Origin of the sequence: Bacillus sp. ME78, from assembly GCF_903970865.1 — a bacterium.
Taxonomy (GTDB): domain Bacteria; phylum Bacillota; class Bacilli; order Bacillales; family Bacillaceae_G; genus Bacillus_A; species Bacillus_A cereus.
The window spans coordinates 1-14,469 of sequence record NZ_CAJCKK010000001.1 but is presented as its reverse complement, the minus strand read 5'-3'; the positions used below and the strand labels follow the sequence as shown (position 1 = coordinate 14,469).

The following is a 14,469-nucleotide window of genomic DNA, read 5'->3' as shown; positions in this document are numbered from 1 at the left end:
ATTTTAACAAAAACAGCAATAACACCACCACTTTCTTCCATCTTCTTCCCATCAAAAAGTTGCTATCTTATTGTATCCACAAACGAAAAAAGAGATGCCTCATAATAAGGCATCATCTTTTCTATACTTGCGGTTCAGATTCTACTTTCTCAACCTTCTTCTTGTTTTTCCCCTTTTTCAAACGACGGTTTTCAAGCATTAACCAAATTTGAGAGGCAACGAAAACAGAAGAGTACGTACCTACTATTAATCCAACAAGTAACGCAAACGAGAAGTTACGTAGTGACTCACTACCGAAGATAAGCAGTGCAATTACTGGGAATAACACTGTTAATACGGTGTTAATCGAGCGACCAAGCGTTTGGCGAATACTTGCATTTACGATTTCTTCTAGATCTTTTATATCGCGCACTCGTTTTTTCTGTTTGTATAATTCACGGTTTCTATCAAATGTAACAATCGAGTCATTAATAGAATAACCGATGATTGTTAGTACTGCAGCGATAAACGTTAAGTCTACCTCTAATTGGAAAATACTAAACATAACAATCATAACGAATGCGTCATGTAATAATGCAAGTACTGCAGATAGCGCATACGTAAATCGGAAACGAATACTTACGTATAAAATGATAACCGCAGAAGCAATCAGTACAGCGATAAATGCATTTCGTGCAATTTCTTTACCGATTGTCGGTGAAACTGTACTTACGTTTGGATCTGTACCATATTTATCGTGGAAGAATGTTTTTGTTTTCGCAATTTCATCTTTTGATAAAACACCTAATGTACGAACTGCGAAACCTTTATTGTCATCTCCAGTCGGTACAATATTTTCTTCCTTCACATCAATGTTCAATTCTTTAAAATCTTTATGAACATCAGACACAGTAACGGCTTGTTTTGATTGCAAGTCGATACGTGTACCACTCGCAAAGTCAATACCAAGATTCAATTTGAAAATTGGTAAGATAATTGCACCCGCAATTACAACTACAATCGAGAAGATAAGGAATTTATGACCGATATTTACGAAATTAATACGATCAAATCTCGTTGGCGGATGTACTACACCTTTTGTTAATGGAATAATATCCTTTTGTTTCACACCAAAATATCCTGGTTTTTTATCAAAGTAACGGCTCTTTACAAGTAGACCTAGTAAGAAACGAGTACCGAATACGTTCGTAATAAAACCAACCAAAATACTTACGATTAAACTTGTTGCGAATCCTTTTACAGAGCTATTACCATAAACGAATAACACACCAGCTGCTGCAAGAGTCGTAACGTTTGCATCTAGAATTGTTGCTAAGGAACGATGGTTACCAGCTCGGAATGCCGACATCATTGACTTACCAATTTTCAGCTCTTCTTTCAGTCTCTCGTACGTAATAATATTCGCATCAACTGCGATACCTACTCCGAGCACTAACGCCGCAATACCTGGCAACGTAAGAACTGCATGCATCCAGTTAAAGACAAGTAATGTAACAAAAATGTATAAACCTAACATAATAACCGCTACAAGTCCTGGTAAACGGTAGAATACAAGCATAAATAAGAAAATAAGAGCGATACCAATCGCACTAGCGAAAATCGTTTGCTCTAATGCTTGTTGACCAAATTTCGCTCCAACAGATGTTGAATACATTTCTTTTAAATCAACAGGAAGTGCACCTGCATTTAATAAAGATGAAAGTTCTTTCGCACTTTCAACTGTGAAGTTTCCACCTACGATAGATACTTCAGCTTGGTTAAATACTTGTTCTACTGTTGCTGCTGATAAAAACTTCGGATTCGGTTTTGCTGATTCTGCTTTATACGAATCTTTTCCTTCTTCAAAATCAAGCCAAATTACCATTAAATTTGTTGGTGGTGGCATTTTTGAAATCTTTTCTGTTACTCCACGGAATTTTTCAGCGCTTTTTAACGTAAGTCCAACACTTGGACGACCTTTATCATCAAATGTTTGCTTCGCTCCGCCGCCTTTTAAATCCGTTCCATCCATAAGAAGGTTATCATCCACATCACGGAATGTTAATTTCGCTTGTGTTGATAACATTTCACGTGCTTTTTGCTGGTCTTGTACACCAGCAAGCTGTACACGAATTCGATCTTGTCCTTCGATTTGAATGTTCGGCTCACTTACACCGAGAACATTAACACGATTTTCAAGAGCACCTACTGTACTTACAAGTACGTCTCGATCGATTTTATCACCTTTTTTGGCTGGTTTTACTTCATACAGAATTTCAAAACCACCGCGAAGGTCTAGTCCTAGACTAATTCCTTTTGCTATGTCTTTTCCTGCCGCACCAATTACTCCACCGATTAATAAGACGATGAGGAAAAAGGCGGCAATTCTTGTACCACGCTTTGCCATATGTACCCTCTTTCTGCTACTAACACTTTCAATAAATCTTTTACGATTCACTGCTATACGTGTGCATACGCCTAGTTAGTAGACTTCCTTTCTATAATTTTTGCTAGTTCATCACTAGCTGTATAGGTAAGCTTTTACACTACCTACACTTTCATCATTTATTTTCCTCTTCACTACCTCCTTTATATATAATCTTAGACATAATTATTTCCTCTTTATCAATACATATCATTATACTGCAAAAGGAAGAACAAACCAATTGCAGTCGGTTATTTATTTTCGTACTCATCAAATGACCAAAGCGGTGCTTGGTACGCTTCAACAGTTAAATATGTCATATATTCATTAGTACTTACTGTTAATACGTCATTAACTAATTCATACAATCTAACATCGCTGTCTATCTTCTTCCACTTTTTCACTTTGAGAAACTTCCAAATGTCATCATCTGTCACTCGGTCGTAACCGAACATTTGAAACTCTTCTACTTTACTTTCTAAAACGACTTGTAACTGTCCGCGGTATGATTCTACCAAAGCCTCTCTATCTAACATTTATAACATCTCCTTCTTATTTCAGCACGAAAAAGTCGCTTTAATCCCGCTCTAATGGACAGCAATAACTACTTTCAAGAGCACTATCATACTTCACTCTCTTAAATGCTTGTCATTCTTGTCTCGTACGTGCATATAAATTATTGTAAATCATTCCATTGATTTTGAGAAGGTAGGAGAAGAACATGACGAGACAAAGCTTTTTAAAAGGCGCATTTATTTTAATGATAGCCGGCTTTATTACAAAAATACTTGGCTTTATCAACCGCATAGTAATGGCACGTATTTTAGGAGAAGAAGGCGTTGGTCTTTATATGATGGCCGTTCCTACATTCATTTTAGCAATTACATTGACACAAATTGGTCTTCCTGTCGCAATCGCAAAGTTTGTAGCAGAAGCGGAAGCTGTAAACGATAAACAAAGAGTTAAAAAAATATTAACCGTATCACTAGCTGTTACATCCGTTATTAGTATCATTTTAACAATCGGAATTATGTTCCTCACGCCTATTTTAGCAAAAACATTATTAACCGACGAAAGAACGTACTATCCATTAATGGCCATTTTGCCCGTTGTCCCGGTTATTGCTGTTTCTTCTGTTTTGCGTGGTTACTTTCAAGGGAAACAAAACATGAAACCTAGCGCTTATGCGCAAGTTCTAGAACAAGTCGTCCGCATTACCATTATCGCTATATGCATCCAGTTATTTTTACCTTACGGCATAGAATACGCTGCAGCCGGCGCTATGTTATCAGCTGTTCTCGGTGAAGTTGCATCCTTATTATTTTTACTCACGTTATTTCAGCGAGAAAAACATTTATCAATACGCTCTGGATTTTTCACTACTGTAAAGGAAAGCAAAGGGACATTTTATTCTCTGATGGATATTGCCCTTCCAACTACAGGAAGTCGTTTAATCGGCTCCGTTTCATATTTTTTTGAACCTATTGTCGTTATGCAAAGCTTAGCAATCGCTGGTGTCGCTGCTTCTGTTGCAACCCAGCAATACGGTATATTAAACGGTTATGCATTCCCGCTTCTATCACTACCCGCCTTTATTACATACGCTCTTTCTACAGCGCTCATCCCTTCTATTAGTGAAGCAATGGCAAAAAGACAACATAAATTAGTGGAGCACCGTTTACAACAAGCACTTCGAATTTCATTAATTACCGGCGGATGGTCTGTCGTTATATTATACGTATTCGCTTCTCCTGTTTTAACTCTTATGTATGGATCAGACAGCGCAACAGCATTCATTCAACTTCTTGCGCCTTGCTTTTTATTTCATTATTTCCAAAGTCCACTTACCTCTGTTTTGCAAGCTTTAAACTTAGCAAGGGCTGCAATGATGAATACATTTATTGGTGCCATCGTGAAATTAATCGTTATTTTTGCACTAGCATCAAGGCCAGAATTTCAAATGATGGGGGTTGCACTTGCTATCGCCGCAAATATTGTAACAGTAACATTTCTTCACTACGCTACTGTTTTAAAAAAGATTACATTTACCATTTACGCAAAAGACTATATTTTCGGCGGACTTGCCATCGGTATCGCAGGCGCCTTCGGTTTTTATCTTCATAAATATATTATTTTCTCTCATTCCCTTGGCATACAAACATTATGGGAAATCACTTTAACAACAATTGTTTATATCGTACTTCTCTTCACTTTCAAACTCATTCGAAAAGAAGAGTTAAGTCGTCTCCCTATCATTCGTAAACTTTCATTTTTGAAATAAGATGAAACTTTAATCAGTGGGGTAATCTCCACTGATTATTAGTTAAACCAATCATTCTTACTCTTTCAAAGGATAAATCTCTAATTTTCTTTTACATCAACAAAAAATTGTCCGTTTTGAAAACTACAGTATAAAATTTGTGTTACATCGTTATAACCTAAGTTTTTTAATTTCTCAATAAGCCATTCATCTGTATGCTCAATCATTTGTAAATGACTAGATTGAATTTCTCCATCAATAATAAGAGGAAGCGTAAACTGTAATGTATCTTGTTTATTTTTTTGTTTTTGAAAGACAGATAACTTCCCAGACGGTTCCAAAATAGCATATTCTACATCCCGAATATCTCCAACTCCTTGTTCCCTTAATTGCATCATTAAATCATCTATATTATACCGTTGCTTTCTCATCTTCTTTTCATCAATCTTCCCCGCGTTTACAAGAATAGCTGGCTCACCTTCTATTAAATGCCGAAAGCGTTGATACTTTAGGGAAATGATTGACAAAATAATTTGGATGCACATAAGAATAGTCATCGGAACTAATTGATGCCAAAGTGATTTATCGGTATTTTCAATTGCCACTACGGCCATTTCTCCAAGCATAATAAATACGACTAAATCTAATACACTTAGCTCTCCTATCTCACGTTTACCCATAAGACGAAAAATAATTAAGATGATGATATACAAAAGCATTGTCCGTCCAATTATTGATATCCATTCCATTTCTACATCTCCTTTTTTACGTATAGACTCCCCTATAAAAAAGAAACTAGTCTAACTTGGGCAAAAGGAAAATATGCTTGTATTAAAAAGGAGGAATGCATAAATGGATGGAACGAAAAAATTATCAACTGCAATTGGCTTCGGCATTGTTACACTACTAATTCTCGCATCTATTACTAGTATGATTATGGCTCTTTTATTAAAGTTTACAAATATAAATGAAGGGACATTAACCGTTACTATTTTTATACTCGCTCTTTTATCTATGCTTATGTCTGGATTTACTGCCGGCAAAAAGGCTCAAGGAAAAGGTTGGCTAGTAGGTTTCACAACAGGGCTCACATTCACTATACTCGTCTTTCTAGTTAACTATTTAGGCTTTTCTCAAACCTTATCGAACTCACAATTACTTTATCAATTAGCATTAATGGGGGCGAGTACACTCGGTGGTATTTTCGGTGTAAATATGTCAAAGCAAAGTAACTAAAAAAGGCCCTGCACATTTCATGCAGGGCCTTCCACATTAGTTTTTCACAACTTCACGAATCGCATTGCGATCGAAAGTTAAGTGTGAACCACCAGATTTAATAACGATTTTCGTCTCATCTACTGATTCGATTGTACCGTGTAAACCACCGATTGTTACGATAGCATCACCTTTTGCTAACTCACTTTGCATTTGAGCAACTGCTTTTTGACGTTTTTGTTGCGGGCGAATTAATAAGAAATAGAAAATCGCAAACATCGCAACGATCATAACGATATTCATCATACCTGCATTCATCTTTTGTTCCTCCTTTTAAATTATGTATTAGAAGTTTTTAGCATTCGGTTTATTAAAGCCATACTGTTCAAAGAACTCTTCGCGGAAATCGCCAAGACGGTCTTCACGAATAGCTTGTCTCACCTGCTCCATTAAGTTTAACAGAAAATGAAGATTGTGATAAGACGTTAAACGAATTCCGAACGTTTCATCACATTTCATTAAGTGACGAATATACGCACGTGAGTAGTTTTTACATGTGTAGCAATCACAGTTTGGATCAAGCGGACCGAAGTCTCTTGCGAATTTCGCATTTTTTACAACGAGTCGACCTTCACTTGTCATACATGTACCATTTCGAGCGATACGAGTTGGAAGTACGCAGTCAAACATATCAATACCACGAATTGCACCATCGATTAATGAGTCAGGAGAACCTACACCCATTAAGTAACGAGGCTTATTATCTGGAAGAAGTGGTGTTGTAAACTCAAGTACACGGTTCATAATATCTTTCGGTTCACCAACAGATAAACCACCTACAGCGTAACCAGGGAAGTCCATTGAAACAAGGTCTTTCGCACTTTGACGACGAAGCTCTTCGTACTCCCCGCCCTGTACAATACCGAATAAACCTTGATCTTGCGGACGTTCATGCGCTTTTAAACAACGCTCTGCCCAGCGGCTCGTACGCTCTACAGACTTCTTCATATATTCAAAAGTAGCCGGGAATGGCGGACACTCATCAAATGCCATCATAATATCCGAACCTAATGCATTTTGGATTTCCATCGCTTTTTCTGGTGATAAGAATAATTTATCTCCATTTAAGTGATTACGGAAGTGAACGCCTTCCTCTTCAATACGACGGAAGTCACTTAAACTGAATACTTGGAAACCACCAGAGTCTGTTAAGATTGCACGATCCCAGTTCATAAATTTATGCAAGCCGCCTGCTTCACGAATAATTTCATGACCTGGACGTAGCCATAAATGATACGTATTACTTAAAATAATGCCAGAATCCATTGCTTTTAATTCTTCCGGTGACATTGTCTTAACTGTCGCAAGTGTACCAACTGGCATAAATGTTGGTGTATCAAATGAACCGTGCGGTGTATGCACACGACCTAAACGGGCACCCGTTTGTTTACATGTCTTAATAAATTCATAACGAATTGCTGTCATAACTTACTCCTTTTATTTGTTTCTCATTTTAGCGTGAGATGCAACGAACATTGCATCACCGAAGCTAAAGAAACGATATTTTTCTTTTACTGCTTCATTATAAGCATGAAGTACATTATCTCTATTTGCAAATGCACTTACAAGCATGATTAATGTTGATTTCGGCAAGTGGAAGTTTGTAATTAAACCATCAATTGCTTTAAATTCATATCCCGGATACATGAAAATATCTGTCCATCCAGAAGCGGCGCAAAGCTTACCGTCATGATCTGTTGCAATTGTTTCTAACGTACGAGTTGATGTCGTACCTACAGTAATAATACGTCCACCATTCTCTTTCACACGATTTAATAATGCCGCTGTCTCTTCAGACATATGGTAATATTCTGCGTGCATATGGTGTTCTTCAATCGTGTCTGCAGAAACTGGTCTAAATGTTCCAAGCCCTACGTGAAGTGTAATGAATGCCAACTGAACGCCTTTTTGCTTTAACTTTTCAAGTAACTCTTCTGTAAAGTGAAGTCCCGCAGTCGGCGCTGCTGCTGAACCGATTTCTTTCGCATATACTGTTTGATAGCGATCGCGATCTTCTAGCGTCTCTTTAATATATGGAGGAAGTGGCATTTCCCCAAGTTCATCTAAAATTTCATAGAAGATGCCGTCATATGAAAATTCAAGCTGACGTCCACCTTGATCTGCAGTTCCTGTGCAAGTTGCTTTTAATTTCCCTTCGCCAAAAGAGATAACAGTTCCTTCTTTTACACGTTTCGCTGGCTTTACAAGCGTTTCCCACTTATCGCCTTCTTCTTGTTTTAAAAGAAGTACTTCAATGTGCGCGCCTGTATCTTCTTTCACACCGTGCAAACGAGCAGGCATAACTTTCGTTTCATTTAAAACTAAGCAATCCCCCTCATGTAAGTAAGAAAGAATGTCCGTAAAATGTTTATGCTCAATATCACCTGTTTCACGGTCTAACACCATTAATCTTGATGTTTCACGATCTTCTAACGGGACTTGTGCAATAAGTTCTTCTGGTAAATGAAAATCAAACAGATTTATATCCATAGCTATATCCACCTATTTCTTATTTAAATCGATTTATTATATACATAATAAAAGATAGTACAATACTTAACACAATACATGTAATGATAGGAAAATAAAAGGTAACGTTTCCTTTTTTCACAAAAATATCGCCTGGAAGCCTGCCAATGAACTTCCAAGCTAATCCAACAACGATGAGTAAGATTCCCGCTGTAATAAGCATTTTGGGCATCTCCATCATACTTTTGGCATCTCCATTCCGAAATGTTCATACGCAAGCGGCGTTACAATTCGGCCCCTTGGCGTTCGTTGTAAAAAGCCAATTTGTAATAAATACGGCTCATACACATCTTCAATCGTATGAGATTCTTCTCCAATTGTTGCTGAAACCGTTTCTAATCCAACTGGACCACCACGGAATTTCTCAATAATACCAAGCAGTAATTTATGATCAATATGATCTAGACCTAATTTATCTACTTGCAGTAGCTCTAATGCCATTTGCGTAATTTCCATCGTAACCGTTCCGTTACCACGAACTTGCGCGAAATCACGTACACGTCTTAAAAGACGATTCGCAATACGAGGTGTACCACGAGCACGTCTTGCAATTTCTAATGCAGCTAACGAATCGATTTCAACTTCAAACACTTCTGCTGTACGTTCAACAATCGCAGAAAGCTGATCTACTGTGTAGTACTCTAACCTTGAAAGTACACCGAAGCGGTCACGAAGCGGTGCCGATAATGCTCCGGCGCGTGTCGTTGCTCCAACTAATGTAAATGGCGGTAAATCTAGGCGTACAGAACGTGCTGAAGGCCCTTTTCCAATTACGATATCAAGGCAAAAGTCTTCCATCGCAGGATACAATACTTCTTCAATTGATCTATGCAAACGATGAATTTCATCAATAAATAATACATCCCCTGGCTGAAGCGCTGTTAATACAGCAGCTAAATCTCCTGGTCTTTCAATCGCGGGACCTGAAGTTGTTCTAACATTAACGCCCATCTCATTTGCAATAATATTCGCAAGCGTCGTTTTACCAAGACCTGGTGGTCCATATAAAAGCACGTGATCTAACGTTTCTTCACGCATTTTCGCTGCTTCAATAAATACTTCTAAATTATGTTTCGCTTTATCTTGGCCAATATACTGACGGAGCGTCTGTGGCCGTAATGAATATTCTAAATCTGCATCTTCATATGCAGATTCCCCTGAAAGGAGACGTTCGTCCATTATACTCACCTCTTACCATTTAGTAAAAGACTAAGTGCCTTTTTAATATACTGATCCGTCGTTAATGATTCTTTTAATAACTCTGGTACAACGCGAGAAACTTCGCGTTCTGCGTATCCAAGTGCGCGCAGAGCTTCCAGTGCCTCATCAAGCTCAGCTGATGAACCTTTCTTCTCATCAAAACGTTCTGTGTCTGAGAATAAATCCACAAATGCATCTGGTACGACATCTGCTAGTTTTCCTTTTAAATCTAAAATCATTTGGCGTGCTGTTTTCTTTCCGACGCCTGGGAATTTCACTAAAAACTTCTCATCTTCATGCTCAATCGCTTGAACGACCTGTCCTGTTTGACCAGAAGCTAAAATTGCAAGAGCGCCTTTTGGCCCAATGCCAGACACGCCTAACAACTTTGTAAATAATAAACGCTCTTCACGTGTTTTAAACCCGTAAAGTGCCATAATATCTTCTCTCACATAATGATATGTATAGACACGGATTTCTTGCTTACTTCTTTGAAATACATACGGATTTGGTGTGAAAATTTGATAACCAATTCCATTATGGTCAATTACGACATATTCCGGCCCTACATACTCCACGTAACCTGTAACATATTCAAACAAAATACGATCTCTCCCTCTTAAATCATGTATTCCATTTTAACATATTTAATGATAGAAAAGCGAGACTGCCCCAACAAATGTTCTCCACTTGAAACTTCTGTTATTTTCCATTGACAGAAAGGTTAAAGCACCTTAATATACAGAGGTCGATAATGATTATCAATACTAATTAAAGGGGTTACATCAGGATGAAACGTAAGCTATTTATTTTATTTACTATTATGCTTGTTGTTCTTTCTATCGTTGGCTGTTCTTCTCAAAAAGAAGAATCGAAAGCAAAAGAACAACCGAAAACAAAAGTTGTAAAACATGCTAAAGGTGAAGCTACAATTCCAGTAAATCCAAAGAGAATTGTTGACTTATCTGGATCAACAGAAGAACTATTACTTCTTGGACACAAACCTGTTGGTACAGCAAATACATATAAAGATAAAATCCAAAATCACTTAACAGACAAATTAGATGGAGTAAAAGCAGTTGGTTGGTACTGGGCACCTAAAGTTGATTTAGAAGCTGTTACTGCTTTAAAACCAGACTTAATAATTTTAAACAACCGTCAATTAAAAATTTATGATCAACTAGAAAAGGTTGCACCTACAGTTGTTCTAGAAACAAACTTAGAAGACTGGCGTGGTAAGTTTAAAGAAGTAGGTAAGCTATTTGACGAAGAGAAGAAAGCAGACAAATGGATTGCAGACTACGATAAGAAAGCAGACTCTTTATCTAAAAAAATTAAAGAGAAAACAAAAGATGAGAACTTTATGTTCGTTGCAGTTACACCTCAAAACTTCCGTGTATACGGCAGCTTCGGATACGGTGACATCATCTTTAACGACTTAAAACTTCCTGCAACAAAAGGTACAGATTTAAAACAAACAATGGCGCAAGTATCACTAGAAGGTCTAGTTGCATTCCAGCCTGACCAAATGTTTATTGTAAACTTTGGTGGCGAAGCTGATAAAGTGTACGAAGACTACAAAAATAGTGCTGTTTGGAAAGACAATAAAGCAGTTAAGAACAATCACGTATATGAAGTATCAAATGAAGCCTTCAATACGAAAGCATTCAATCCAATTGGAAAAGATATGCTAATTGATGAAATCGCAAAAGAAATTTTAGCTAAGAATAAATAAGAAAAAAAGCAGCTCACCATGAGCTACTTTTTTTCTTATTTTGCACTGCATATTGCTTCATTTTTTCAATCGTCTTCACAAAACCTTCTTTTGATTTAATACGAATACCACGTTTCAATTTCGCACGCTCATAGCTCTCAAGCTTTTTCATATCAATTTGAAAGAAAGAATGGATCGCATTATCACTTTTCGGCACGCCTTTGAAAATTTGTAATATCCCTTCCTCTGAAACACCAAAATACCCACTTGTTTTCAATAACGGAGAAATATCATCAACTTTCTTTTGCAATACAATTTGTACATCATCACGATCAACAAGCTGCCATTCTTTATACTGCCGTAAAAATTTTTCTAAGTCCGCTACTTTTTCTGTAAAGATTTCCTCACTTACTTCTCCATCAACATACATACGCTCTAATAAAATTGTAACCTCAGGTTCTTTTTCCGTTACTTCTGGTACTGGCCCTTCCGCCTTCACATTCGTTTCATAAACGAAACAAAACATCATAACGAAAGCTTGCATCGCAATCAGTATCCATTTCATTTCCGTTCACCTCTTTTAGGCAAGATCATACTTTCATTAGTAGTTTTTCCGGAAATGGTGGTTTTATCCATATTACATTTCTTTCGAAAAATAAAAAATGCAGATAAGGGTTTACCTCATCTGCATGTATCATTTACTTTTATATAAAATGAAAGACGCCTGCAAAGCAGGCGTCTTGATGCGTTTACGGCGAGAGACCAGGCGACCACATTCGCGTGTTTAGCACTTAAGCATATCTCTCGTCTTACGTAAATTAGCTCATCGCTTTGTTAATATAACATTAATAAATTATAAGTGCAACATGTTTATAAAAATATTTTATTCCCTCTTTTATCCAACTGAATAATATGTAAATTATAAATTGATAAAAGTAATATATATGTTACAATTAATATAACAGCGAAATCATAATAAACAGGAGATGGATATTGTGAAAAAAATAAAGGATGAACGTCTCATTCTGAAAACATTAAAAAACATACGTATTGCCTTTCTTTTTCAATCGCTTGGTATAATTAGCATTTTAGGCTATATCGGATTCACTGAAGGAATGGATCAAATTACGAAATCTCCATTATGGCTATTATTTATTCTTACAAGTATCGTCCTTAGTTATTTACAGTTAAGTGTTTCAATCGATGTAGAAGAAAGTGAAAAGGAAATAAAGTTAACTCCTTATTATAAACTTGTCTTCCGCTCCCTTATTGTAGGAATCGTTATGGCTATTATTTATATTATTTTCAGTCCAGAAAGACCACTGTTTGAAGCTATTTTAACAGGTAGTATTCTTTTCATATGCTTTTTAGTTTCTTACTCCGTTAGTTATTTTATTAAAAAACGTCGTTTACAAGACAACGATGAATAAAGAGGAAGGGCTCACCCTTCCTCTTTTGTTTTGTTATCGCACTGTACCAGTTAAACCGTAACGAATGTCTCGGAACATATTCACTATGTCACGATTAAAATCGTTTGTAACTGTACCGTTACGTAGACGCGTACTCATTGCATCGACACGAGTAAACATATCATTTCTTACAGAAACATATACGTTTCTGTTTCCAACTTCATTTGAAACCGCTTGACGAATTTCGTTCGCCATCGCCGTTTCATTTGTCACTGTGTTACGTGGTTTTACCGCAATCGCTACATCGTTTCCATATACAACTGTAGACACACGGTCTACGTTATTCATACGTTTCACACGATTTGTTATTCTTTCAGCTGTTTTACCATCATTGTTAATGTATGAATTGTTCATTGTAATATTACGAGTTGGATGCGGATTAGCAATTTGTCCATTGTAATTTACATCTCGATAATAATTGTATCCTGTATCGTTACGACCATTTCTATATGTTACATAATCTGTATAACGATCATTACGTGTCACATTATCACGATACTGGTGTGTATCATTATAAGATGTACGTTCGTAATTGTAGTTACGTCCATCCATTGCATTGTTATCTTTCGGTGTACCACATGCAGCTAATGCACTGGTAACTAACAAAGAAGCAGCAATCACTTTTACTTTCGTATTCAATACAAAAACCCCCTCTGTTAGAATGAGCTTCTCTACTGAAAAGCTCCCTCTTATGATGAGTAACAGAGAAGGTTTTTACACTGTTAATATTTCACTGGGAATTTTCTAGCACTTCATAAAAAAACTGCATTTTCTTAATTAACACGAATGCAAAAAAGGCGGGAATACTCCCGCCTTTTTAAACTTCTTCGTCCTCTTCTTCTGAAACGGGCTCTCCAAATACATTTGGTGGATCTGGTTGATAATACATCGTTCCTGGCTGTGGTGCATATGCAGACTGAGTTGGTTGATAATATAAAGGATTCGCATATTGCGGACCACCTGGTTGTGGACTATATAGTCTACTTTCTCCTCCGCATCCACAATCTTCCTCACCCTGCACAAGCGGCGGCATATTATTATCCATTGGCATCATATTCGGATTTGGCATAGACGTATATTGTGGTCCAAACGGCGCTCCTTGCTGATATGGCATTTGATATGGATTTGGTTGTTGATAATACGGATTCGGCGGCATCATGGGCTGTTGATACGGCATTTGATATGGCATCATATTCGGTGGTTGATTGTTATCCATTATCGGCATCATATTCGGCATTTGATTGTTATCCATAATTGGCATCATATTCGGCATTTGATTGTTATCCATTATCGGCATCATATTCGGCATTTGATTGTTATCCATAATTGGCATCATATTCGGTGGTTGGTTGTTATCCATGATTGGCATTATATTCGGCATTTGATTGTTATCCATAATTGGCATCATATTCGGTGGTTGGTTGTTATCCATAATTGGCATCATATTCGGCATTTGATTGTTATCCATTATCGGCATTATATTCGGCATTTGATTGTTATCCATAATTGGCATTATATTCGGTGGCTGGTTGTTATCCATAATTGGCATTATATTCGGTGGCTGGTTGTTATCCATAATTGGCATTATATTCGGTGGCTGGTTGTTATCCATAATTGG

15 protein-coding genes and 1 pseudogene are annotated in these 14,469 nt (G+C 37.1%); 4 read left to right on the top strand and 12 right to left on the bottom strand.

Translation table 11 applies throughout. The features are described 5' to 3' along the window. Positions 1-121: 121 nt before the first annotated feature. Together secDF and H6481_RS00075 are read right to left on the bottom strand one after the other, a co-directional pair. Complete coding sequence (secDF, locus tag H6481_RS00080) at positions 122-2,386, bottom strand: protein translocase subunit SecDF (RefSeq protein ID WP_100655100.1); 2,265 nt, start codon at positions 2,384-2,386, stop codon at positions 122-124. 269 nt (positions 2,387-2,655) lie between these two features. Then, positions 2,656-2,940 carry a post-transcriptional regulator gene (locus H6481_RS00075; protein ID WP_000886979.1) on the bottom strand — a complete coding sequence of 95 codons (285 nt, stop codon included), beginning with the start codon at positions 2,938-2,940 and terminating at the stop codon, positions 2,656-2,658. 185 nt (positions 2,941-3,125) lie between these two features. On the opposite strand from H6481_RS00075, the gene spoVB reads away from it, so the two are divergent. Continuing rightward, positions 3,126-4,685 carry a stage V sporulation protein B gene (gene spoVB, locus H6481_RS00070; RefSeq protein WP_182810882.1) on the top strand — a complete coding sequence of 520 codons (1,560 nt, stop codon included), beginning with the start codon at positions 3,126-3,128 and terminating at the stop codon, positions 4,683-4,685. A gap of 80 nt (positions 4,686-4,765) precedes the next feature. Here spoVB and H6481_RS00065 read toward each other — a convergent pair whose 3' ends face one another. After that, positions 4,766-5,413: a DUF421 domain-containing protein gene (locus tag H6481_RS00065; protein ID WP_182810880.1), complete on the bottom strand. Its 648-nt coding sequence runs from the start codon at positions 5,411-5,413 to the stop codon at positions 4,766-4,768. A 103-nt stretch (positions 5,414-5,516) separates the two neighbouring features. On the opposite strand from H6481_RS00065, the gene H6481_RS00060 reads away from it, so the two are divergent. Then, complete coding sequence (locus H6481_RS00060; protein WP_000349148.1) at positions 5,517-5,900, top strand: TIGR04086 family membrane protein; 384 nt, start codon at positions 5,517-5,519, stop codon at positions 5,898-5,900. Between the two features lie 36 nt (positions 5,901-5,936). On the opposite strand, the gene yajC is transcribed toward H6481_RS00060, so the two are convergent. From yajC to ruvA, 6 genes are read right to left on the bottom strand one after another with little or no spacing between them, the layout of a single operon-like run. Further along, positions 5,937-6,197: a preprotein translocase subunit YajC gene (gene yajC, locus H6481_RS00055; RefSeq protein WP_000991115.1), complete on the bottom strand. Its 261-nt coding sequence runs from the start codon at positions 6,195-6,197 to the stop codon at positions 5,937-5,939. A gap of 27 nt (positions 6,198-6,224) precedes the next feature. Next, positions 6,225-7,364 (bottom strand): tRNA guanosine(34) transglycosylase Tgt, encoded by a 1,140-nt coding sequence (gene tgt, locus H6481_RS00050; RefSeq protein ID WP_000125365.1) that lies wholly within the window; start codon positions 7,362-7,364, stop codon positions 6,225-6,227. A gap of 12 nt (positions 7,365-7,376) precedes the next feature. Then, positions 7,377-8,429 (bottom strand): tRNA preQ1(34) S-adenosylmethionine ribosyltransferase-isomerase QueA, encoded by a 1,053-nt coding sequence (gene queA, locus H6481_RS00045; protein WP_000354014.1) that lies wholly within the window; start codon positions 8,427-8,429, stop codon positions 7,377-7,379. Positions 8,430-8,448: 19 nt separating this feature from the next. Further along, positions 8,449-8,649 carry a DUF2905 family protein gene (locus tag H6481_RS00040; RefSeq protein ID WP_000970410.1) on the bottom strand — a complete coding sequence of 67 codons (201 nt, stop codon included), beginning with the start codon at positions 8,647-8,649 and terminating at the stop codon, positions 8,449-8,451. Then, positions 8,646-9,647 carry a Holliday junction branch migration DNA helicase RuvB gene (ruvB, locus tag H6481_RS00035; protein ID WP_000344450.1) on the bottom strand — a complete coding sequence of 334 codons (1,002 nt, stop codon included), beginning with the start codon at positions 9,645-9,647 and terminating at the stop codon, positions 8,646-8,648. Before ruvB ends, H6481_RS00040 begins: the two co-directional genes overlap by 4 nt. 5 nt (positions 9,648-9,652) lie before the next feature. Next, on the bottom strand, positions 9,653-10,270 hold the full coding sequence (ruvA, locus tag H6481_RS00030; RefSeq protein ID WP_000464511.1) for a Holliday junction DNA helicase RuvA: 618 nt from the start codon (positions 10,268-10,270) through the stop codon (positions 9,653-9,655). Between the two features lie 188 nt (positions 10,271-10,458). Here ruvA and H6481_RS00025 point away from each other — a divergent pair, with 188 nt between their 5' ends. Next, positions 10,459-11,403: an iron-hydroxamate ABC transporter substrate-binding protein gene (locus H6481_RS00025; protein WP_078993642.1), complete on the top strand. Its 945-nt coding sequence runs from the start codon at positions 10,459-10,461 to the stop codon at positions 11,401-11,403. Positions 11,404-11,416: 13 nt separating this feature from the next. Here the strand turns inward: H6481_RS00025 and H6481_RS00020 are convergent, their stop codons facing one another. Beyond that, positions 11,417-11,947, bottom strand: coding sequence for a BofC C-terminal domain-containing protein (locus tag H6481_RS00020; protein ID WP_023523098.1), 531 nt, complete (start codon positions 11,945-11,947; stop codon positions 11,417-11,419). A 430-nt stretch (positions 11,948-12,377) separates the two neighbouring features. Between H6481_RS00020 and H6481_RS00015 the strand changes: the two genes are divergently transcribed. Then, positions 12,378-12,812, top strand: a complete 435-nt coding sequence (locus H6481_RS00015; RefSeq protein WP_069356231.1) for a branched-chain amino acid ABC transporter substrate-binding protein — start codon at positions 12,378-12,380, stop codon at positions 12,810-12,812. 33 nt (positions 12,813-12,845) lie between these two features. Here H6481_RS00015 and H6481_RS00010 read toward each other — a convergent pair whose 3' ends face one another. Continuing rightward, positions 12,846-13,490 carry a YhcN/YlaJ family sporulation lipoprotein gene (locus tag H6481_RS00010; RefSeq protein ID WP_001093537.1) on the bottom strand — a complete coding sequence of 215 codons (645 nt, stop codon included), beginning with the start codon at positions 13,488-13,490 and terminating at the stop codon, positions 12,846-12,848. A 178-nt stretch (positions 13,491-13,668) separates the two neighbouring features. Next, positions 13,669-14,469 (bottom strand): annotated as a pseudogene (exsA, locus tag H6481_RS00005) (spore coat assembly protein ExsA); the annotation flags it as partial.